Annotated in this window: 18 protein-coding genes; 9 read left to right on the forward strand and 9 right to left on the reverse strand. The window is 71.5% G+C overall.

Translation table 11 applies throughout. The features are described 5' to 3' along the window. Positions 1 to 134: 134 nt before the first annotated feature. Positions 135 to 1,739, forward strand: coding sequence for an AMP-binding protein (locus ABEB12_RS40305; protein WP_185065575.1), 1,605 nt, complete (start codon positions 135 to 137; stop codon positions 1,737 to 1,739). On the opposite strand, the gene ABEB12_RS40310 is transcribed toward ABEB12_RS40305, so the two are convergent. Continuing rightward, a complete protein-coding gene (locus ABEB12_RS40310) occupies positions 1,726 to 2,667 on the reverse strand; it encodes a LysR substrate-binding domain-containing protein (protein ID WP_185065576.1) in 942 nt (313 codons plus the stop codon). The genes ABEB12_RS40305 and ABEB12_RS40310 overlap by 14 nt on opposite strands. A 91-nt stretch (positions 2,668 to 2,758) precedes the next feature. Here ABEB12_RS40310 and ABEB12_RS40315 point away from each other — a divergent pair, with 91 nt between their 5' ends. After that, entirely contained in the window at positions 2,759 to 3,865 is a 1,107-nt protein-coding gene (locus ABEB12_RS40315) for an SLAC1 family transporter (RefSeq protein WP_185065577.1), read from the forward strand. On the opposite strand, the gene ABEB12_RS40320 is transcribed toward ABEB12_RS40315, so the two are convergent. Further along, on the reverse strand, positions 3,862 to 4,776 hold the full coding sequence (locus ABEB12_RS40320) for an EamA family transporter (protein WP_185065578.1): 915 nt from the start codon (positions 4,774 to 4,776) through the stop codon (positions 3,862 to 3,864). The genes ABEB12_RS40315 and ABEB12_RS40320 overlap by 4 nt on opposite strands. A gap of 125 nt (positions 4,777 to 4,901) precedes the next feature. Between ABEB12_RS40320 and efp the strand changes: the two genes are divergently transcribed. Beyond that, positions 4,902 to 5,465, forward strand: coding sequence for an elongation factor P (gene efp / locus ABEB12_RS40325; RefSeq protein ID WP_185065579.1), 564 nt, complete (start codon positions 4,902 to 4,904; stop codon positions 5,463 to 5,465). On the opposite strand, the gene ABEB12_RS40330 is transcribed toward efp, so the two are convergent. The 3 genes from ABEB12_RS40330 to ABEB12_RS40340 form a co-directional block, all read right to left on the reverse strand. After that, a complete protein-coding gene (locus tag ABEB12_RS40330) occupies positions 5,452 to 6,408 on the reverse strand; it encodes a helix-turn-helix domain-containing protein (protein WP_185065580.1) in 957 nt (318 codons plus the stop codon). The genes efp and ABEB12_RS40330 overlap by 14 nt on opposite strands. Before the next feature lie 61 nt (positions 6,409 to 6,469). After that, a complete protein-coding gene (locus tag ABEB12_RS40335) occupies positions 6,470 to 6,679 on the reverse strand; it encodes a hypothetical protein (protein ID WP_185065581.1) in 210 nt (69 codons plus the stop codon). 157 nt (positions 6,680 to 6,836) lie between these two features. Beyond that, entirely contained in the window at positions 6,837 to 7,322 is a 486-nt protein-coding gene (locus ABEB12_RS40340) for an SRPBCC family protein (protein WP_185065582.1), read from the reverse strand. Here ABEB12_RS40340 and ABEB12_RS40345 point away from each other — a divergent pair. Further along, complete coding sequence (locus ABEB12_RS40345) at positions 7,321 to 7,467, forward strand: hypothetical protein (protein WP_185065583.1); 147 nt, start codon at positions 7,321 to 7,323, stop codon at positions 7,465 to 7,467. The two genes, ABEB12_RS40340 and ABEB12_RS40345, sit on opposite strands and share 2 nt — an antisense overlap. After that, positions 7,464 to 9,596 carry a molybdopterin-dependent oxidoreductase gene (locus ABEB12_RS40350; RefSeq protein WP_185065584.1) on the forward strand — a complete coding sequence of 711 codons (2,133 nt, stop codon included), beginning with the start codon at positions 7,464 to 7,466 and terminating at the stop codon, positions 9,594 to 9,596. The genes ABEB12_RS40345 and ABEB12_RS40350 overlap by 4 nt, the downstream gene beginning before the upstream one ends. On the opposite strand, the gene ABEB12_RS40355 is transcribed toward ABEB12_RS40350, so the two are convergent. After that, a complete protein-coding gene (locus ABEB12_RS40355; protein WP_185065585.1) occupies positions 9,593 to 11,536 on the reverse strand; it encodes a right-handed parallel beta-helix repeat-containing protein in 1,944 nt (647 codons plus the stop codon). The genes ABEB12_RS40350 and ABEB12_RS40355 overlap by 4 nt on opposite strands. Before the next feature lie 675 nt (positions 11,537 to 12,211). Between ABEB12_RS40355 and ABEB12_RS40360 the strand changes: the two genes are divergently transcribed. From ABEB12_RS40360 to ABEB12_RS40375, 4 genes are all read left to right on the forward strand, one after another. Then, positions 12,212 to 13,264 (forward strand): P-loop NTPase family protein, encoded by a 1,053-nt coding sequence (locus ABEB12_RS40360; RefSeq protein ID WP_185065586.1) that lies wholly within the window; start codon positions 12,212 to 12,214, stop codon positions 13,262 to 13,264. Between the two features lie 181 nt (positions 13,265 to 13,445). Further along, positions 13,446 to 15,686: an ABC transporter transmembrane domain-containing protein gene (locus ABEB12_RS40365; protein ID WP_185065587.1), complete on the forward strand. Its 2,241-nt coding sequence runs from the start codon at positions 13,446 to 13,448 to the stop codon at positions 15,684 to 15,686. Between the two features lie 143 nt (positions 15,687 to 15,829). Next, on the forward strand, positions 15,830 to 17,347 hold the full coding sequence (locus tag ABEB12_RS40370) for an MFS transporter (protein WP_185065588.1): 1,518 nt from the start codon (positions 15,830 to 15,832) through the stop codon (positions 17,345 to 17,347). Positions 17,348 to 17,583: 236 nt separating this feature from the next. After that, positions 17,584 to 18,798 carry a helix-turn-helix domain-containing protein gene (locus ABEB12_RS40375; protein ID WP_185065589.1) on the forward strand — a complete coding sequence of 405 codons (1,215 nt, stop codon included), beginning with the start codon at positions 17,584 to 17,586 and terminating at the stop codon, positions 18,796 to 18,798. Positions 18,799 to 19,014: 216 nt separating this feature from the next. On the opposite strand, the gene ABEB12_RS40380 is transcribed toward ABEB12_RS40375, so the two are convergent. The 3 genes from ABEB12_RS40380 to ABEB12_RS40390 form a co-directional block, all read right to left on the reverse strand. Continuing rightward, on the reverse strand, positions 19,015 to 19,779 hold the full coding sequence (locus ABEB12_RS40380; protein WP_185065590.1) for an SDR family oxidoreductase: 765 nt from the start codon (positions 19,777 to 19,779) through the stop codon (positions 19,015 to 19,017). Beyond that, positions 19,779 to 20,543, reverse strand: a complete 765-nt coding sequence (locus ABEB12_RS40385) for a glucose 1-dehydrogenase (protein ID WP_185065591.1) — start codon at positions 20,541 to 20,543, stop codon at positions 19,779 to 19,781. The genes ABEB12_RS40380 and ABEB12_RS40385 overlap by 1 nt, the downstream gene beginning before the upstream one ends. A gap of 87 nt (positions 20,544 to 20,630) precedes the next feature. Further along, the gene (locus tag ABEB12_RS40390; protein ID WP_185065592.1) at positions 20,631 to 21,815 is read right to left on the reverse strand and encodes an LLM class flavin-dependent oxidoreductase; all 1,185 of its coding nucleotides are present in this window, start codon (positions 21,813 to 21,815) and stop codon (positions 20,631 to 20,633) included. Between the last annotated feature and the right edge of the window lie 38 nt (positions 21,816 to 21,853).

A 21,853-nucleotide genomic window follows, 5' to 3' on the forward strand; every position in this document is an offset into this window, starting at 1 on the left:
TGAACGCGGGCACGACGGCGCGTTCCGCTGAACGCGGGCACGACGGCGCGTTCCGCTGAACGCGCAGGCCGTGTTGGTCGGGAGTGCCTAGACTTCCCGCGGGGTCAGGGGATGAGCGCGGGAGGCTGAACACGATGGCGTTGTTGGCGGCCAGCACCTATCCGGAGCTGTTGGGGGCGGCGGTGCGCGAGGCGGCGGACCGGGTGTTCCTGCGCTGCGCGTCCGAGCGCACGGCGCCCGACGCGTTGGACGAGGTGACCTTCGACCAGTTGTGGCGACGGTCCCGGCGGGTGGCGGCCGGGCTGCTCGCGCGGGGTATCCGCCCGGGCGAGCGTATCGCGGTGGCGGCGCCCAACCAGGCCGAGTGGCTGGAGCTGTTCTTCGGCGCCGCGTCGATCGGCGCCGTGCTGGTGACGCTGAACGTGCGGTACCGGGAGTCCGAGCTGGACTACATGCTCAACCAGGCCGAGGTGCGGCTGCTGGTGACCGCGGCGCGGGCCGGGGACATGGACTTCGAGGCGTTCTACCCCGGTTTCCGGTCCCGGGTGCCCAGCTTGGAGCACGTGCTCTACCTGGGCGGCACCGGTGACGGGGAACGGTTCGGCGACCTGCCGGGCGACCCGGCCGATCCCGGCGAGCTGGACCGGCTGGCCGGTCGGGTGCGCTCCGCCGACCCGGCGGTGATCCTCTATACCTCGGGTACCACCGGTCGCCCCAAGGGCGCGGTGCTCACCCACGGCAGCCTGATTGCCGCGGCGTCCGGCCAGGCGAAGCGGCTGGGCACCGGGCCGGACGACGTGTGCTTCAGCGCGATGCCGCTGAACCACGTCGGCGGGATCACCTGCTCGATGACCAGCGCGTTGGTCGGCGGCTCGCAGGTGGTGCTGGCGCCGATGTTCTCCCCGGCGTCCGCGCTGGACGCGGTGGAGCGCTACCGGGCCACCATGTTCGGCGGGGTGCCCACCATGTACACGCTTACCCTGGGCCACGGGAGCTTCCCGGACCGGGACACCACCTCGGTGCGGCTGGCCATGGTGGGCGGCGCGAACGCGGACCCGACGCTCTGCGCGGCGATCCTGAAGGGCTTCCCGAACGCGCGGCTGTTCAACCTGTACGGGTTGTCCGAGGTGTCCGGCGCCTGCGTCATGTCCCAGGGGGACGACGACGTGGACACGGTGGCCCGCACCCTGGGTACCCCGCTGGACGGCATGGGGGCCCGGGTCGTCGACCTGGAAGGGCGGGACGTACCGGACGGCGAGGAAGGGGAGTTGCTGGTGCGGACCGACGGCGCGGCCGCCGGTTACTGGGAGCTGCCCGAGGCCTCCGCCGAGGTCTTCCTCGGCGACGGCTGGGTCGCCACCGGGGACATCGTGGTGGCCGACCCCGACGGGCACCTCACCATCAAGGGCCGGCGCAAGGAGATGTTCCTGCAGGGCGGGTACAACGTGTATCCGGTCGAGGTGGAGAACGTGCTCACCGCGCATCCCGGGGTGGCCATGGCCGCCGGCATCGGCGTGCCGGACCCGGTGCTCGGGGAGATCGGCCGCTACTACGTCCTGGCCAAGCCCGGCCACCGGCTGACCGCCGACGAGCTGACCGCGTTCTGCAAGGAGCGGCTGGCCAACTACAAGCTGCCCCGGCAGTACGAGTTCGTCGACGAACTGCCCACCACGCCGTCCGGCAAGGTGGCCAAGGCTCAGCTGAAGGCCCAGCTGAAGGAGCAGCTCAACCCGTCCTGAGCCGGGTACGGGCGATCCGCAGCAGCTCGCGCACCGGCCCGGCGGGCGCCGGGCCGGCCGGCCAGACCGCGCGCAGCGTGCGGGCCGGGGCCAGCCCGGTGACCTCCACCCGGACCAGGCGGCCGGCGGCCAGGTCCTCCCGCACGGCCAGGGCGGAGAGCACCGCCGGCCCGGCGCCGGCCCGCACCGCGCCCCTGATCGCGGCGGTGGAGGACAGCTCCAGCGCGGGCGGCCTTACCCGGGTGCCGGCGGGCAGTGCCGAGGCCAGCGCGGCGTCCAGCACCTGCCGGGTGCCCGAGCCGACCTCCCTGGCCACCAGCGGGGTGTCCGCCAGCTCGGCCGGGGTGAGCGGCCGGCGCCGGCGCGCCCACGGGTGACCCGGCGCCACCACGACCACCAGGGTGTCGCCGCCGACCGGCTGGGTGGCCAGGCCGTTCGGCACCTCGCTGCCCTCGACGAAGCCCACGTCGGCCTCGCCGGCCAGCACCAGGGCGGCCACCCGCTCGCTGTTGTGCACGCTGAGGCTGACCGAGCTCGGGGTCCGCCGGTCGGCCAGCTGGTCGGTGCGCAGCGCGACCAGCCAGCCCGGCAGCAGGTACTCGGCGACGGTGAAGCTGGCCACCACGGTCAGGTGGGCGTCGCGTTCCCCGCGCAGCGCGGTTATGCCCGCGTCCAGCCGTTCGGCGGCGGCCAGCACGTCGTTGGCCCAGTCGGCGACCAGTGCGCCCGCCTCGGTGAGCCGGCTGCCGGTGGGGCCTCGGGCCACCAGGGGCACGCCCACCAGCCGTTCCACGGTGCGCACCCGGGCGGATACCGCCTGCTGGGTCAGCCCGAGCTCCCGGCCGGCCGCGCCGAGGCTGCCGGTGCGGGCGACCGCGAGCAGCAGCTGCAACGCGCCGAGATCCGGTACGCGCGCGGACAGGACCACGGGACCAGCCTAGCCAGTCACAAGGCTACTTTGTGAGTGCCCCGCTCCGAGCCTACTGGTGGTCGCGCCGCAACGCCCCGAGCATCGAGACATGACCGCGGCAACTGACCACCACCCCGCCATCTCCGAGGAGGAGACCGGCGGGCCGCTGGCGCACCTCGGACCGAACTGGTTCGCCTCCGTGATGGGCACCGGCATCGTGGCGAACGCCGCCCTGGCGCTGCCGGTACGGGTGCCCGTGCTGCACCTGGTCGGGCTGGTCTGGTGGGTGTTGGCCAGTGTGCTGCTGCTCGCGGTCAGCGGCGCCTGGGCGGTGCACTGGGTGCGCCACCGGCCGGCCGCGTTGCGGCACGCGGCCGACCCGGTGATGGCGCAGTTCTACGGCGCGCCGCCGATGGCCCTGCTGACCGTGGGCGCCGGCGCCCTGCTGGTCGGGCGGGAGGTGATCGGCGAGGCGGCCGTCGGGGTGGCGTGGCTGCTGTGGCTGCTCGGCACGGTGTCCGGCCTGGTGGTCGCGGTGCGCGTCACCTACCTGATGTTCACCCGGCTCCGGCTGACCGAGGCGTCGGCGTTCGGTGGGTGGCTGATGCCGGTGGTGCCCCCGATGGTCTCGGCGGCCACCGCCGCGCCGCTGGTCCCGCTCGCGCCGGCCGGGCAGGCGGCGCTGACCCTGCTGCTGGCCGGCTACGCGCTGTTCGGGGTGAGCCTGTTGGCGTCGCTGTTCGTCACCACGCTGATCTGGCAGCGGCTGGCGCTGCACAAGCTCGGCGCGCCCGGGCTGGTGCCCACGGTGTGGATCGTGCTCGGCTGGCTGGGCCAGTCGGTCACGGCGACCAACGCGCTCGGTGAGCAGGCGCATCTGGTGCTGCCCGTGCTGTACGCGGAGGGCCTGGAGGTACTCGGGCTCGCCTACGGGGTCCCGGTGTTCGGTTTCGCGCTGTTCTGGCTGATCCTGGCTTCGGTGCTCACGCTGCGCACCGCGCGGTCGGGGATGCCGTTCGGGCTGGCCTGGTGGTCGTTCACCTTCCCGGTGGGCACCGTGGTCACCGGGGTGAGCGCGCTGGCCGTGCGCACCGGCGCGGTGGTCCTGGTGGGCGGCGCGGTGCTCGGGTACCTGAGCCTGCTCGCGGCCTGGACGCTGGTCACCGTCGGCACCGTGCGAGGGCTGGCGCGCGGCGAGCTGCTCCGACCGGCCTAGGCGGCGGTGGCGGTCCGGGCCGGCCGGGAGCGGCGGCGGGACAGGGCCACCCCGACCAGGCAGATCGCCCCGCCGGCGATGGCCAGCACGCTGGGCACCTCGGCGAGCAGCGCGGCGGACATGCCGATGGTGATCGGCGGGGCGAGGTAGGTGGTAACCCCGAGCCGGCCGGCGTCCGTCCGGGCCAGCGCGTAGGCCCAGGTGCTGAAGGCCAGCGCGGTGGGTACCAGGCCCAGGTAGGCCAGGCCCCAGGTGGCCGGCGCCGGTGCCGCGGCGACCTCCCGGACCAGGGCGGGCAGGTAGGGCAGGCAGGCCACCGCACCGATCACGCAGGCCAGGAAGGTGACCTGTAGCGCCGGGATCCGCCGCAGCACGGGTTTCTGGGCCAGCACCCCGGTCGCGTAGGTCACCGCCGCGACCAGGCACAGCACCACGCCGAGCACGTCCGCACTGGTCACCGAGGCGCGCGCGGTGGCGAAGCCGATCAGCACCGCGCCCGCGCAGGCCACCGCCGCGCCGATCAGCAGCCACCGGGGGAACCCCTCGCCCAACAGCGCCCCGGCGAACAGCGCGATCAGGATCGGGCCGATGTTCACCAGCATCGCCGTGGTGCCCGCGTCCACCCGCTGCTCGGCGGCGTTGAGCGCCACGTTGTAGACGGCGAACCAGGCCACCCCGCACAGCACCAGCAGCACCCACTCCCGCCGGTCCGGCCGCACCCAGGTGCGCCGGACCAACAGCAGCGCGCCGAGCCCGGCCGTGCCGACCAGCAGCCGGCCGAGCGCCAGCGGCCCGGCCGAGTAGCTGTGCCCCACCCAGCGGATGGCCACGAAGGCCGAGGCCCAGGCCAGCACGGTGAACGCCACGGCGAGCAGGGGGAGCACGGACACGCGGGACGGCGCGAGGGTCATGCCGCGAACGCTAAGCGGAAGACGCCCGCGCCGGTACCGAGTTTGTGCCGGTTACCATGGGTGCTCGCCCGCGCCGCGCGCCGTACTCGGCCGCCGGCCGCCACCGTCCTCTGGGAGATCGAGTAATGCCACAGATCAGCACGGCCAACTTCAAGGGTGGCATCAGCCTGGACCTGCCGGACGGGTTGTTCAACCTGGTGGAGTTCCAGCACGTGAAGCCGGGCAAGGGCGGCGCGTTCGTGCGGACCAAGCTGAAGAACGTCCGCAACGGTGCCGTGCTGGACCGGACCTTCCGGGCCGGTGAGAAGGTCGAGCAGGCGATCATCGAGACCCGCGAGCTGTCGTTCCTCTACAACGACGGGGACAACTTCGTCTTCATGGACCAGGAGACGTTCGAGCAGCTCGAGGTGCCGGCCGAGGTGATCGGCGACATCGCGGACTACCTGCTGCCCGAGATGACCCCGGCGCTGCGCTTCTACGGCACCGAGATCGTGGGCGTCGAGCTGCCCGCCTCGGTGGAACTGACGGTGACCGAGGTGGAGCCCGCCGTGCAGGGCAACCGGGTGTCCAACGCGACCAAGCCGGCCACCCTGGAGACCGGCAAGGTCGTCAAGGTCCCGCTGTTCGTGAACGAGGGCGACCGGATCAAGGTCGACACCCGCACCGGCGACTACATCACCCGGGTCTGAACCGCCGGCGGTACTCGCTGGGGCTGCATCGGTAGGCCGCCCGGAACGCCCGGCTGAACCCGGCCGGGTCGGTGAAACCCCAGCGCGCGCACACCTCGGTGATCGGGTCCCGACCCGCGCGCAGCGCGTCGCGGCAGCGCTCCAGGCGGCGTTCCCGGATCCACTGCGCGACACCGTGCCCGCGGCGGGCGAACAACCGGTGCAGCTGCCGGGTGGAGATGAAGTGCGCCGAGGCGATGTCCGCCGGGCCCAGCGCCGGATCGGCCAGTCGGGCCAGGATGTAGGCGTCGATGCGGTGCAACAGGTCGGTGGTCGCCGGGTCGGCCGGCGGTTCCGCGCCATGCTCGATGGCCAGGGTGGCCACCAGCTCGGCCACCTGGTGCGACAACCGGGCCTCGGCGGCGGGGCGCAGCGCGGGACGGGTGGCCACCAGGTCGGCCAGCAGGTGGCCGACCACCCGGCTCAGGCCATCCGCCGGGTCGAACCGGGTGGCGGTGACCGCGCCCGACTCGGCCGGGCTGAGCATCACCGAGGCTCGCGGCCAGGTGAACACGGCCAGCTGCCAGGGCTCGCCGCGCAGGCCCCAGTGGAACGGGCGGTCGGTCTCGTAGATGGCGAACTCGCCCGCCCGGAGCAGGCACTCCCGGCCGTCCTGGCCCAGCGCCGCCTCGCCGGCGCCGACCAGGCCGACCTGGAGATAGCTGGTGCGGTCGCGGCGGGCCAGTAGCGGCGTGCGGCGGGCGCCCTGGTTGATCGAGGAGACCTCGGACACCTGCAGCTCGCCGTGGGTGCGGCTGCGCACCGAGCCGGCGAACCGGCCGTGCGCGTCGGCCGGGTTGTCCAGCCCGATGTCCAGCGCGACGAAATTCTCCCTGATCAGGTCCCGCCACACCGGCAAACGGCGCGCGCTACCCGTCGAGGAACCGCCGCCGACCAGCACCATCGCTCCGACCTCCGTACCGCACGACGGTAAGGAACCGCGCCGGAGCGGTCAACGCGGTGGTCTAGGCGGCCACCTCCCAGCGTCCGAGCTCCCGTTCCGCCCGGTACACCCGCCACTCGTAGCCGACCGGGTAGTTCTCGTAGCTCCGGCCGCCGATGATCTCCGGCGCGTGTACGTCGAGTTTCTTGTCGGTAATCCGGGCGTGCACCATTCTTCCGGCATCCAGCTTCCACAGCTCGTAGCGGTAGGGCGAACTGTCCGGGTTGCTCATGCTGCGATGGGTTCCTTTCCTGGCCACACCGGCCGGGGTCTCCGGCCGAACGCGTGCAACACGCCCTTTGGCATACCCGGCACGGCGATGGCTACTCGGCAACTCGATCGATACAGACGGAAAGGAGGCTACTCCGCGTAACCAGGCCAGGCGGGGATCAGGCCCGCTGGGTGACCCGCTCCAGGCCCTTGGCCATGCCGCTGGCCAGCACCTTCAGGCCGGCGTCCAGGGCCGGGCGGTGCAGCGCCGGCGCGAAGTGCGGCCACAGTGCCATGGACCACTCCAGCTGGCAGCCCTGGTCGGTGTCGGTCAGCCGGTAGTCCTCGGCCAGCGCGCGGAACAACGGCAGCGGGGCCGACTCGACGCGGAACGCCCAGCGCGAGCCCTGCTCGTGCAGCAGCACGGTCTCCTCCACGACCAGCCCGCCGGCCCGCACCCGGCGCCGGGAACCCACGTGGTCGGCGGTCTGCACGACCCACCGGCCGCTGTGGTCGAACCCCGGGCAGAAGTCGCCCCACCGGGCGGGGTCGCCGGTCAGCAGGTCGAACACCGCCTGCCGGGGCGCACGGACCGGCACCGTCCTGGTGACCAGGACCGGAGCGGAGGGTATGTCTTCGACGCCGACGGCGCGCAATGTGGCCATGACCGGTGTTTATACCGCCGAGGACGGCGGTGGGCGCGGCGGCCCGGCCCGGGGCACCACGATCGGCAACCTGGCACGCGCTGCCAAGCCGCTGGCACGACCGGCCTGGCGGCGCCCCGCCCACCCGGGCAGGCTCGGTGAATGAGTACCACCGAGCTGCCGCTCACCAGTTCCACCACCACGGTGCGGGCCGCCTGTCCGCACGACTGCCCGGACACCTGCGCGATGCTGGTGACCGTGACCGACGGCCGCGCCACCGGCGTGCGCGGCGACCCGGACCACCCGTACACCCGGGGCGGGCTGTGCGTGAAGGTCAACAACTACCACGAGCGGGTCTACCACCCGTCCCGCGTGCTCCACCCGATGCGCCGGGTGGGGCCGAAGGGCAGCGGCCGGTTCGAGCGGATCAGCTGGGACGCCGCGCTGGACGAGATCGCCGAGCGGTTCCGTGCCACCATTGCCGAGCACGGCGCCGAATCGATCATGCCGGTGAGCTACCTGGGCACCCAGGGGGTGCTGAACGGGCTGAACGTGGGCGACCCGTTCTTCAACAAGCTGGGCGCCACCGTGGCCGAGCGCACCTACTGCGACTCGGGTGCGACGACCGCGTGCGCGATGACCTTCGGCCCGACCCCCGGGGTGGACCCGGAGAGCCTGGTGCACTCCCGCTACATCGTGCTGTGGGCGTGCAACGTGGTGAGCACCAACCTGCACCTGTGGCCGATCATCGCCGAGGCGCGCCGCCGAGGCGCCAAGGTGGTGGTGATCGACCCGACGCGCAGCCGCACCGCCCGCCGCGCGGACTGGCACCTGGCCATCCGCCCCGGCAGCGACGGCGCGCTGGCCCTGGCCATGCTGCACGTGATCACCACCGAAGGACTGGTCGACGAGGAGTACGTGCGCGAGCACACCGTCGGCTACCCGGAGCTGGTCGAGCGGGTGGCCGGGTACACCCCGGAGTGGGCCGCCGAGCGGACCGGCATCCCGGCGGCCGACATCCGCACGCTGGCCCGGGAGTACGCCACGACCGACCCGGCGGTGATCCGCATCGGGGTGGCGGTCGAGCGGCATGCGGGCGGCGGGCAGACGGTACGCGCGATCGCCTGCCTGACCGGGCTGGTCGGGGCCTGGCGGCACGTCGGGGGCGGGCTGCTGCAGATGCCGCTGGCCGCGTTCCCGGTCAACTGGGGCGGGTTGATGCGGCCGGACCTGGCCACCCCCGGCACCCGGGTGGTGAACCAGTTCCTGCTGGGCCGGGCGCTCACCGGCGAGCTCGGCCTCGACCCGCCGGTCAACGCGTTGATGGTCTACAACTCCAACCCGGTGGTGGTCTGTCCCGAGCAGCCGAAGCTGCTCGCCGGCCTGGCCCGGGAGGATCTGTTCACCGTGGTCAGCGAGCAGGTCATGACCGACACCGCCGAGTACGCGGACATCGTGCTGCCGGCCACGACCCAGCTGGAACAGCGGGACATCATGTTCTCCTGGGGGCACCTGTACGTCACGCTGAACACCCCGGCGGTGGCGCCGCTCGGGGAGGCGGTGCCCAACACCGAGCTGTTCCGTCGGCTGGCCGCCCGGATGGGCTTCACCGAGGACTGCTTCACCGCCGGCGACGAGGAGCTGATGGCCAACGCGTTCGACTGGTCCGCGCCCGCGCTGTCCGGGATCACCCTGGAGACGCTGGCGGAGACCGGCTGGGCCAGGCTCAACCTGCCGGACGCGGACCACTGGGCGCCGCACGCGGAGGGGAACTTCCCGACCCCGTCGGGCAAGCTCGAGCTGCGCTCCTCGCTGGCGGAGCGGGCGGGCAACTTCGTCAGCCCGGTGTTCCGGCAGGGTTCGGGTGACCACCAGCCCGGGGGAGCGGTCGATCCGCTGCCGCACTACATCCCACCGGAGGAGCCGGCGAGCGGTTATCGGCTGGTATTGGTCTCCCCGAAGTCACACGCCTATCTCAACTCCAGCGCCGGGGACATGCCGGCACAGCGCCGGGTGCAGGGCGAGCCGACCCTGCTGGTGCACCCTCAGGACGCGGAGGAGCGGGGGATCGGGGCGGACGAGTACGTCCGGGTCTACAACGACCGGGGTGAGTTCGTGGTGCGCGCCGAGCTGACCGACCAGGTCGCGCGCGGGGTGGTGGTGTCGCCGATGGGGGCCTGGCGGCGGCACAGCAAGGCACAGTCGACGGTCAACGCGGTGACCCCGTTCCGGTTCGCCGACCTGGGCAACGCGCCGACGTTCTCGGACACCCGCGTGGAGGTGGAGCTGGTTTAGGGCTCGCCGCCGACCTCCGGGCCCTGGTAGCCCTCGCGCGAGGTGTGGTCCATCCCGACCTCAAATCCGATGCCCTCGCTGATCCGGTTGCCGCCGATCAGTGCCCCGGTGGACTTGTTGTCCAGCCCGAACGCCTTGGTGTTGCTACCGGTGATCACGTTGTTGGTGAGCACCACGTTCTTCACGTCGTCGATCCACACCGCCTGCGAGGCGTGCGAGTCGCAGAAGTTGTTGGTGAAGGTGATGTGCGCGCTCTCGCCCTTGCCACTGCCGTCGCCGGCGCCGCTGTTCGGCCCCTCGGCGATCAGGCACTGATTGTCGATCTTCTCGCACCGGTTGCTGTGGATCAGCACGTTGCTGCTGCCCGGGGTGTTGGTGGCGAAGGTCTGCATGCAGTCGGCGTGCGCGCCGCCGGAGTTCTTCACGTCGCTGACCGTGTTGTGGGAGATCAGCAGGTCCTTGCCGAAGAACCGGATGCCGTCGCCGTCGCCGCCCTTCGGCCCGCGCACCGTGTTGTTCAGGAGCGCCGAGCCGGTGCCGGTCATCTCGATCGCCGGGGCCGCCGCGTCCACCGAGTTGAAGCCCTGCACGATCACGTGGTCGGCGCTGACGCTGATGCCCTTGACCGTTCCGTTCCCGTCCCCGATCACCATGATCGGTGCCGAGGCGGTGCCCGAGCGAGTGATCTTGAGGCGGTCGGCGGGACCGCCGTCCCGGGCGCAGATGCGGTCGCCCGGGACAGCGGCGTCGACGGCGGCCTGCAGACCGGCGCCGTCGACCTGTTTGGTGCAGTTGGCGAACACCGGGGCCGGGCGCAGCGCGCCCGGCCCACAGATGTCCACGCCGGCGGGGGCGAGCGGCGCCGCGAGGGCGCTGGCCAGCGCGCCGACCACCCCCCACGACGCGGAGCACTCGCCCGACACCGGGCTGGCCGCCGGAACCTGCGGCAACCCGCCCGGCAGCGCCGGCGCCGGCGGCAGGCCACCCGGAACCTGGGGCAGACCACCCGGAACCTGCGGGAGACCGCCGGGCAGGGCCGGGGCCTGCGGGAGCCCGGCGGGCAGTTGGGGCAGGCCGCCCGGTAGCTGCGGAGCCGGCAGCCCGCCGGGCAGCTGGGGCACCTGTGGGAGGCCGCCCGGCACCTGCGGCAACCCACCCGGCAGTTGGGGAGCCGGTAATCCGCCCGGAAGCTGCGGAGCCGGCAGCCCGCCGGGCAGGGACGGCGCCCCGGGTATCGGCGGAGCCGGGGTGACCGGGGGCAGCGTGCGAGGCACGTCGCCCGAGTCGCCCGGCGCGCTGGTCTCACCCGAGGCGGCATTGGGCAGGCCGGGCAGGGCCGGGGCCTGCGGGAGTCCGGCGGGAACCTGGGGCAGCCCGCCGGGCAGTGACGGCGCCTGCGGCAACCCGCCGGGAAGCGAGGGAACCTGCGGGAGACCGCCGGGCAGCGACGGCGCCTGCGGCAACCCGCCCGGAAGCGACGGAACCTGCGGGAGACCGCCGGGCAGCGACGGGGCCTGGGGCAGGCCGCCGGGCAGCGACGGGACCTGGGGCAGCGACGGTGTCTGGGGCAGGCTCGGCACCGGTGGGACGGTCGGCTCCGCCGTGGGCACGGTGGGGTCGACCTGCTCCGGCGAGTCCTCCTGCTCCTCGGGGTCCTCCGGCTCCTCGGAGGCCGAGGGCTCCGGGCTGGATACGACCCCCACCCCGGGCGCGACCGTGGGTGGTTCAGGTTTCGGCGGCGGTGTTGGTTTCGGCGGAACGGTGAGGGTCGGTATTTCCGTGCCCATGGCGGCCGGCAGGTAGCCGCGGTCCACCCCTTCCGCCGTGTCCTGCCCGGTGGGCATCAGGGCGGCGGAGAGGACCAGCGCCCCGCCGGCCACCCCGAGCACCGCGCCGACCCGGGGCCATAAGCCCGGCGCCCGGATGCCTTTCGTGATCATGATGACGTCCTCCCCCGACGACGTGGCTCGCGCCACTGTTCATCCGTTGGTGTGAGGCAGCCAGGCGAGCCCGCCATCCCCACATGTCTCAATCACCACTTCGGTGAACCGGGAAGGTCGGGTTGACCTGCCCGGATCAGTGATGTCCGGGGGACCATAGATCGTTTCTGTCACGATCTGCGGGACATTCACCGCACGGCGTGAGTTCGTGTCCCATGATCAGGTGCGCAGAGTCACCTGGGAGTGATCGTCATCCCTTGCGCGGAGCTGGCCGCCCATCCGCTGGAGAGGGTCTCCGACTTTAGACCGAAATGGGGGTATGACCTGGGGCTGCGCTCGAACACGCGAGTACGCTGGGTCCCGATCGGACGAATGTGTCAGTCCGGTAACCTCCGATCGGCGGCACGGACGATCGGCGTTACGACGCGAGTGTGGCTGGAAGCGTGACCGGCGTGTCCGCCCGGTAGGCCATTCGAGTAGTCGAGCGCCGGCCGGGCCACACACCCGCAACTAAGGAGAGTTGAACTCGTTGATCGGGCTAGAACGTAGGAACTGGTTGATCGAAGGCCTTTTGCCCGGCCCTGTCAATAGCTGGCGGCGGTCGAGCAAAGTGCTGCGATCGCTGGACGAGCCGATCAGCGCAGATCTGGGTGTCTGCCGCGATGGGGGCAAGTGATGCAGAGGCTGTCAGGGGCCAAGTGGGGCTACGTCACCCGCCGGATGGATGCCGGCGAGCGTGACAACTTCCTCATCGGTGGAGTGACGCAGGAGCCGCGACTGGGTGATTTCGTCGTGGCCACCGTGGCGAAGCTCGGTGAGCACGAGGCCCTGGAAGACCCACACGGGCGGCGTGCCCGGCTCTACCCCGGAGACATGCTGGTCGGCGCGTACGGGAACCGGTACGCGACCGACTTCTACGAGGGCTACATGCCGGGCGTCGGTGACGCCGTGCACCTGCTCACCTCCGGTGGGCTGATCGGCACCGTCGCCTCCTCGCACACCAGCCGGGGCGAGCCCACCGAGCTCGAGGTCATCGGCGCCCTCACCAAGGCCGACGGTGTCCCGCTGAACACCGAGGACTTCGTGGCGCCCGCGCCGGCACAGGCACGGCCCGAGCTGGGCACCATCGTGGTGCTGGGTTCCGGGATGAACGCCGGCAAGACCACGGCGACCGCCGCCATCGTGCGCGGGCTGTCTCGCGCCGGCCTGAAGGTCGGCGCCGGCAAGGTCACCGGCTCCGGCAGCGGCAAGGACCACTGGTCCTACGTCGACGCCGGTGCCGCCTACGTGGCGGAGTTCCTCGACTTCGGCATGCCCTCCACCTTCGGTTACCCGGTGGACCGGCTGATGAAGACCACCGTCGACATCCGAGACCACCTGGTCGCGCGCGGCGCGGACGTGGTGGTGCTCGAGGTGGCCGACGGTGTCCTGCAGGACGAGACCCGTTACCTGGCATCGCAGCTGCCCGGTTTCGCCGACCACGTGGTACTCGCGGTCGGGGATGCGCTGGGCGCGGTGGCCGGTATCGGTGTGCTGGCGGAGCTCAAGGTGCCGGTGCGGGCCGTCTCCGGGTTGGTCACGGCCAGCCCGTTGGCTACCCGGGAAGCCGCCGCCGCGACGGATCTGCCTGTGGTGTCGCCGGCCGAGCTGGCCGGCGGGGCGGCTGTTGACCTCCTGGCCGAGATCTCGGTCGACGACCTAGCCAAGCTGGACGGTTCTCCCGCATGATCACTGGTTCGGCCCCGGCGCCGGACGGCCGACGTTCTAGACCGATGCCCGAGGTGTCACACCCGGCACCGGTGGGCGGATGAGCACTGCCGAGCAGCCCGACATAGGTCTGCTACGACAGCTATGGCGATTTCGGGCATACGGACGACGCGAGCTTCGACCTCTGCTCATAGGTACCTCGATGCGGGCCGGGGAGCTTGCGGCGGATCTCGCCGCGCCCTGGCCGCTCGCCCTGGTCATTGACCATGTGTTGTTGAAGAAGCCGCTGCCGGGGTTTTTTGCCCCGGTGGCGACCATTTTCGGTGAGGCGCCCGTCGCCAAGTTCGCGGTGGCGGCGGTCGCGGTGCTGCTCATCACCGCCACATCCGGGATGTTCGACTACCTGGGCGACCGGATGATGAACAGCTCGGGTGAGCGGATCACGTCCTCCATCAGGTCGGACGTGTTCGCGCACCTGCAGCGGCTGCCCATGACGTACCACGACGAGCAGCCGGTGGGTGAGCTGACCAGCCGGGTGGCCACGGACACCGGGCGGATCGAGAACGGCCTGGTGGAGCTGTTCTCCACGTTCATCCCGGGCGTGCTCTCGCTGGTCGGCTTCGCGGTGGTGATGCTGACCATCGACTGGCGCCTGGGCCTGATCGCGCTGGCGGCCGCGCCGCTGGTGTTCGCCACCGCGTCCCGCTACACCCGGCTCACCCGGAAGGCGGCCCGGCAGCGCCGGGCCGCTGAGGGCCGGATGTCCGGGTTCATCGCCGAGTCGCTGCAGGGCATGCGCACCATCCACGCGTTCGGCAGCCAGGACGCGCACGACCGGCGGTTCGCCGACGGCAACGCCGACGTGCTGCGCACCGGGCTGCGCTCGGTGGAGCTGCGCGCGCGGTTCACTCCGCTGCTCGAGGCGGTCAGCTCGATCGGCACCGCCTCGCTGCTCTTCGTGGGTGGCTACGGTGCGATGAACAACTGGTGGACCATCGGTGTGCTGATGGTGGTCAGCAGCTACCTGAAGGACATGCTGAAGCCGTTGCGGTCGCTGTCCAAGCTGGCGCTGACCTTCACCCAGGGCGCGGCGTCCGCCGAGCGGATCGCGGCCATCTTCGACGAGCCCCGGCCCTCGCCCGGGGACGGGGCCGGACTGCCGGAGCGGATCGCCGGCGGACTCCACCTGAGCAACGTGCGGCTGGACTACGGCCGCGGCCCGGTGCTGAACGGCCTGGAGTTCACCGTCCGGCCCGGGGAACGGATCGCCCTGCTCGGCGCGAACGGTGCCGGCAAGTCCACCGTGCTCTCCCTGATCGCGGGCCTGTACGCGCCCACCGAGGGGGACGTGCTGCTGGACGGCACGCCGTTGAGCGAGGCACCCGACTGGTGGCGGCACCGGCAGGTCTCCATGGTGCTGCAGGACACCTTCCTGTTCTCCGGCACCATCGCGGACAACATCCGGTACGGGCGCCCGGACGCCACCGACGAAGAGGTGACCGACGCGGCGGCCGCGGCGCTGGTCAACGAGTTCACCGACCGGCTCGAGCACGGCCTGTTCACCAAGCTCTCCGACGGCGGCGTCGGCCTCTCCGGCGGCCAGCGGCAGCGAGTGGGCATCGCCCGCGCGTTGTTGCTGGACGCTCCGGTGGTGCTGCTCGACGAGCCGACCACCGGCCTGGACGTGCACGCCGAGGAACTGGTCGTGCGGGCGCTGACCAGGCTGGCCGAGGGCCGCACGGTGCTGATGACCACGCACCGGCCGGCGCTGATCCGGCTGGCCACCCGGGTGGTGCACCTGGAGAAGGGCCGGCTGCGCGTGGAGCAGCCCCGGATGGACCCCAGGCAGCGGCCGATGCCGCCGCGTGTGCAGCAGCCCCGGTTCGGGCCGCAGCCACCGATGATCAACCCGAACGAGCCGACCCGGCGCCTGCCGGTGATCCAGGACGGCTTCCGGGGGCCGGGCGCCCGGGTGCCCCGGATCGGCACCTTCGACCGTCAGATGCCGCCGCTGAACCCGGCCAACGGCACCGGCGGCCTGCCCATGCCGAAGGGGCGGCCCGGCACCGGGCAGTTCGCCGCCACCAACGGCCAGCCGTCCAACGGCCAGCCGGAGAACGGCTATCCGCGCAACGGCCTGCCCCCCAACGGCAACGGGAACGGCAACAACGGCAACGGCAGCAACGGCAGCAACGGCAACGGTGTGTCGAACGGCCACCCGAACGGCAACGGGCACGCCGCCGACGGCCAGTCGGGCAACGGCCATCGCCTCAACGGCCAGCACGCCGAGGAGGAGCGGGCCAACGGCGAGTACTCCGGCAACGGCCACCACGCCTCCAACGGCAACGGCCACCGGCTGGACGAGGTGGACGAGCCCTCGGACGGCGGCAGCTATCCGCGCCGGCACGCCCGCGAGGACGAAGAGTCCACTCAATTGCGCTGAACGATTGGCGAGCCGGCCGGTTTCGCCAATCGTTCGGCCGGCCGGGGCCTCCGGCTTGACAGGAATTTGGCCGCCGTTCAGGCTCTCCCCACGGTGATCGCGCGGGTGGGCGCGTGATCACGGGACGAGCGACGGAGGTCGTCATGTCGCAACCAGCCGCTGGCCCGGAATCGGGTGCAATTAGAAGTCTTATTCCAGCTCGAATAGACCGACTACCCTGGTCGCCATTTCATACCAGATTGGTCGCCGCGCTCGGCGTTGCCTGGGTGCTGGACGGCCTGGAAATCACCGTCGTCAGTTCGATCGCCGCATTGCTCACCAAGCCGGAGTCGCTGAACCTGCCGGCCGTCGTGGTCACCGGAAGCGCCTCGGTATACCTGCTCGGCGAGGTGGCCGGGGCGTTGTTCTTCGGCCATCTCTCGGACCGGCTGGGCCGGCGGAACCTGTTCATCCTGACCCTGGCCATCTATCTGATCGGCAGTGGCCTCACCGCGTTGACACTGAGCAACGGGCCGGTCTCGATCGGCTGGCTGTTCCTCACCCGGTTCATTGCCGGTATGGGCATCGGCGGGGAGTACGCGGCAATCAACTCCGCCATCGACGAGCTGATTCCCGCGCAGTATCGCGGCCGGATCGACCTGCTGGTCAACGGCACCTACTGGCTGGGCGCGCTGTTCGGCACGCTGGGTTCGTTCATTCTGCTGAACGAGTTGGAGCCGAACCTCGCCTGGCGGCTGGCGTTCCTGCTGGGGCCGGTGCTCGGTCTGATCATCATCATCGTCCGGCGAAACCTGCCGGAGAGCCCGCGATGGCAGATCATGAATGGCAGGGCGGAGGAGGCCGAGGCGTCGATCTCACAGATCGAACGCGAGGTCGAGCGCACCGGCCGGGCGCTCCCGCCGGTGGACGAGAGCAAGGTGCTGGAACTGCGGCCGGCGGAAAAGATTGGCTACGTCCAGCTCACCAAGGTGCTGTTCAAGGAGTATCCGACACGCGCCGTACTCGGCGCCTCCCTGATGATTACCCAGTCCTTCCTGTACAACTCCATCTTCTTCACGTACACGATCGTGCTGGCCAAGTTCTACGGCGTCCCGGCGGAAAGCGCCCCGGTATACCTGATCGCCTTCTGTATCGGAAACTTCCTCGGTCCGCTCCTGCTCGGGCGATTCTTCGATACCGTCGGACGCAAGGTAATGATCTCCGGCACGTATATCCTTTCCGGCATTCTGCTGGCGATCAGCGCGGTGCTGTTCAACCAGGGCATGCTCACCGCGATGACCCAGACCCTGGCCTGGTGTCTGATCTTCTTCTTTGCCTCGGCCGGGGCCAGCGCCGGTTACCTGACGGTGAGCGAGCTGTTCCCGCTGGAGGTGCGGGCCAAGGCGATCGCGGTGTTCTTCTGCATCGCGCAGGCGTTCGGTGCGCTCGGGCCGGTGATCTACGGCAAGCTGATCGGCGAGGGGCCGGACCCCGACGTCGGCAACATGTTCATCGGTTTCATGATGGCCGCCGTGATCATGATCATCGGTGGCCTGGTGGCGGTCGTGTTCGGGGTGAACGCCGAGGGCAAGTCGCTGGAGGATCTCGCCCCGCCGCTGGGCTCGCTGGACCGCCCCGGTTCGGCGCGCGCGGAAGGCGCCGCGCCGCCCTCGCCGGCCTGAGCGCGAATCCGAGTTCGGCTCCGGCGTGACACCCGGTCGTGTTCAGGTGCCACGCCGGAGCTGACCTGCCTCCGCTCCCGGGGTAGGTTCTGGTCCAGGTTGCGCTATAACGAGGCGGACGTTGTCTTCCCGTCACAACGTGGCCGCCAGGTTCCGTGCCTCGGACACGATGACCAGGAGGGCGGGCGGTGACAGCGTCACAGGACTCGACGAGGACGTCGAAGCTGAGGAGCACCGTGTCCGTTACCGTTCTGCACCCAGGTTCGAGTTCTCTCCTGCGTGGCCTCGCCACCCGGCTGGACAGCCCCGCGCGTGGCGAGGCGGTGTCCGACACCGTGCTGCGGACGGTGTTCCCGGACCGGGCGGGGGACCGAGGCTTCGTGGCCACCCTGCGCCGCTGCTCCATGGAGAACGTGGCCTGCGCGTCCGGCGTGCTGGCCGGCCGGCTCGCGCTGACCGACGTGGATGCCCCGTGCGCGCGCGATTTCGCCGCGCTGGTGGCCCGGCTGGGCATCCCGCTGCCCGAGCTGGAGCGGGCCTACCGGGTCGGCGTGGAGCGGCTCTGGCAGGAGTGGTTCGACCTGTGCCGGGGCAGCGAGGGGCACGGCGAGCTGCCCGACCTGCTCGGCGGCTCCACCTCCCTGCTCTTCGGCTACGTGGACCAGGTGCTGCAGCAGGTGGTGGCCCGGCACTCCGAGGTGACCGAGGAGATGGCGGCCACCAGCGAGGACCGCCGGCGCGAACTGGTGCTGGCGCTGCTGGACGGCTCCGAGCCCACCCCGGAGACCGATGCCGCCCTGGGTTACCGGATGCGGGGCACGCACGTCGGGCTGCTGTTCACCGGGGACGGCCAGCGCGAGGTGAGCCGGGCGCTGGGCGCGCTGCGGGAGCGCAGCGGGGCGTGGGGGAGCCTGCTGGTGCGGCCGGACGCGAGCGCCTGGTTCGGCTGGCTGGGCTACCCGGACCGGGTGGACTCCGGCCGGCTGGAGCTGCTGCGCCGCACGGCCGGCGGGCTGGACGTGGAGATCTCCATCGGCGAGCCGGGCCGGGGCCTGGCCGGGTTCCGGCGGGGCAACGAGACCGCCCGGCGCACCGCCGGCCTGCGCGCCACCCTGTACCGGGCGCCGAGCTGCCTGTGCGCCCGGGACCTGCGGCTGGAGTCGTTGCTGCTGACCCACCCGGAGTCCGCGCGCCGGTTCGTCCGGGACGAGCTGGGCGAGCTGGCCGGGCCGGGCGAACGGTCCGGGCGCATCCGGGCCACCCTGCTGGCCTCGCTCACCGCCGGCTCCCAGGCCAAGGCGGCCGTCGAGCTGGGCATCCACGAGAACACGGTGCGCATGCGCATCCGTGCGGCGGCGCAGGAGCTCGGTGCCGCGTTGTCGGAACGCCGCACCGAGCTCCTGGTCGCTTTGCGCCTGTGCGAGGCGTTGGGCCCCGTCGACGCGTTCTAGACCCAATGCCGTTCGTTCAGCTCAGAAGTCGATCTTGCGTGGGCCGGTGCTGGGGTTTCATGGATTGGCGGTCGTGGTCGTTGCGTTTCTGGCGGGAATCGTGGGTGATCGCTGTCTGTGGCGGTTTAGCCTCGATTTTCGACGCTGAAGCGCCAGCGACGACGATCACGGGCCAGACGTCAATCTTGCACGGGGCTTGAACGACCGGCATTGGTCTTAGACCAGGGAGGCGCTCATCCCGCCGTCCACCACGAATGCCGACCCGTTGGAGAACCGGGAGCGGTCCGAGGCCAGGAAGGCGGCCAGCGGGGTGACGTCCCGCACCTCACCCATCCGGCCCTGCGCCTGACTGATCACCGCGGTGAAGTCGTCCACGCCCAGCTGCTGCTCGAACTCGGGCGCCCGGTCGGTCACCAGGTCGGTGCCGATGAACCCGGGGCAGATGGCGTTGACCCGCACCCCGTGGCCGCGGAACTCGATGGCCGCCGTCTTGGTCAGCGAGACCACCGCCGCCTTGGCCGCCGCGTAGTGCCCGATCAGCGGCGAGCCGGCGAACGCGGTGATCGAGGCCATGGTGATGATCGAGCCACCGCCGGAGGCGGCCATCGCCCGCGCCGCGTGCCGGACCGAGGAGAACACCCCGTCCAGGTTCACCGCGAGCACCTGGCGCCACGCGTCGATGGTCATGTCGGCCAGCGGGGTCACCGTGCCGATGCCCGCGTTCGCCACCATGATGTCCAGCTTGCCGTGCCGCCCGACCACGTCCGCGACCAGCGCGGCCACCGCCGCGTCGTCCCGCACGTCGCACACGGCCGATTCGCCCCTGGCCAGTCCGGCGGCGGTCTTGGCCGCGCCTTCGCCGTCGACGTCGGTGACCACCACGTGGGCGCCCTCGGAGTCCAGCTCGGCGGCGATGCCCGCGCCGAGCCCCTTGGCGCCGCCGGTGACGATGGCGATCTTGTCCTTCAACACGTCAGCCATCAGAGCAAGCTCCCGGTGAGTCCGCTGTCCAGGGTGTAGTGCGCGCCGGTGACGAACCGCGCGTCGTCCGAGGCGAGGAACGCCACCATCTCGGCGACCTCCTCGGGGGTGCCCAGCCGCTGCTGCTTCACCGCGACCAGGTCGTCGAAGTTGGCGCCGGTCGCCCCCTCGAACGGGTTGACCAGCCGGGCCACCATCTCGGTCTGGATGAACGAGGGGCACACCGCGTTGACCCGGATGCCGGCCGCCCGCAGCTCGATGGCCGCCGTCTCGGTCAGCCGCAGCACGGCCGCCTTGGAGGCGCAGTAGGAGCCGAGCAGCGGCACGCCCCCGAGGCCCGCCACCGAGGACATGTTCACGATCGCGCCGCCGCCCGACGCGACCAGCGCCGGCGTCTGGTGCTTGATGCCGAAGAACACGCCCTTGACGTTGATGTCCATCAGGCGGTCGAACTCTTCCTCGGTCTGCTCGACCAGCGGCTTGCCGATCTCGATGCCGGCGTTGTTCACCGCGATGTCCAGCCCGCCGAGGGTGTCCACGCAGGCCCGCACCGAGGCGGCCACGTCCGCCTCCGAGGTCACGTCGGAGACCAGTGGGTGGGCGGCATCACCCAGGTCGGCGGCCGTCTTGGCGACCAGGTCGCCGTCGATGTCCGTGAGCAGGACCCGCGCGCCGCGCGCCACGAACAGCTCCGCGACGGCGCGGCCCAAGCCCTGGGCGGCGCCGGTCACCAGCGCCCGCTTGTCCTTCAGATCAGAGAGCATGTGCCGAGGCTAGGGTGACCCGCGCCGCACGGATATGTCGAAATCCCACTGTTCCCGGGTGTCACCCGGTGGGTTCGGGACAGCCCCTCAGCCCGCGCCGGCCTCCTCCGCCTTGCGTTCCGCGTGGTACTTGTCCGACCAGGCCTGGATCGCGGCGCCGTTCTTCGCGTCCAGCTCGCCGTGCCGGCCGCGCGCCCAGGACTCGGCGGCCAGCAGCCGCCGCTGGGACGGCTGGAAGGCCGGCATCACGTGCCGGGCGAACAGCTCGTAGTGCCGCTGCGTCGCCTCCCAGTTGGCCCAGTCGTGCTGCATCATCATGTAGCAGCCGAAGCCGCCGTTGGACTGGTCCACCAGCCGCTGGATCTGGGTGATCGCCTCGTCCGGCGTGCCGATCACGCCCAGCCCGGTCTCGTTGATCCAGGCCACCCGCTCCTCGAAGGTGTCGCCCTCGGCGCGGAAGGTGGGCAGCGCCAGGGTGCGCTGGGTGTAGTCGCAGAACTGGTCGAACCCGTAGCGGACGTCCTCGATGGCCTGTTTCTTCGTCTCCGCGATGTGCATCGGGCCGACCAGCCGCCAGCGGGACCGATCGGTGGTCCGGCCGTGCCGGTTGGCCTCCGCCTCCACCACGTTCCAGTGGTGTGCCAGCACGTCGAACCCCTCGCGGGTGGTCGCGCCGAGGGAGAGCAGCCCGAGGCCGTGCGTGCCGGCCAGGATCGGCCCGGCGGGGGAGACGGTCGCGGCCACCGCGATCTCGAAGCACGGGTCGGTGTACGGGGCCAGCTGGGTCCGCGCGTCCACCAGGTTGTACCGGTCGGTCCGGTGGCTGACCCGCTCGTCGGTGTGCAGCAGCCGCAGCAGCACCTCCAGGTCTTCGCCCAGGGCCGGGCGCAGCTGCGCCGGCTCGAGGCCGATCATCTCCGCGTCGGTGGGCAGCGAGCCGGGACCGACGCCGAGCATGAGCCGCCCGCGCAGCAGGTGGTCCACCAGGATCGCCTGGTCGGCTACCCACAGCGGGTTGTGGTACGGCAGCGAGACGACCCCGGTGCCCAGCTTGATGTTCCTGGTCACCGCGCCGGCGTGGGCGATGAAGGTGAGCGGGTCGGCGATGATCTCGGTGCCGGCGGAGTGGTGTTCCCCGATCCAGGCCTCGTCGTAGCCGAGCCGGTCCATCAGCTGCAGCGTCTCGATGTCCCGCTGCAGCGAGGTGGTGGCGTTCTGGGTGGGTGGGCTGTTGAACGGGGGCATGAAGATGCCGAACCGCAGCTTGTTCACTACGCGCTCCTGGTTCTGTCGCCGGTGACGCCTGGGCT

The sequence above is a fragment of the Actinospineispora eucalypti genome, from assembly GCF_039543365.1.
Taxonomy (GTDB): Bacteria; Actinomycetota; Actinomycetes; order Mycobacteriales; family Pseudonocardiaceae; genus Pseudonocardia; species Pseudonocardia eucalypti.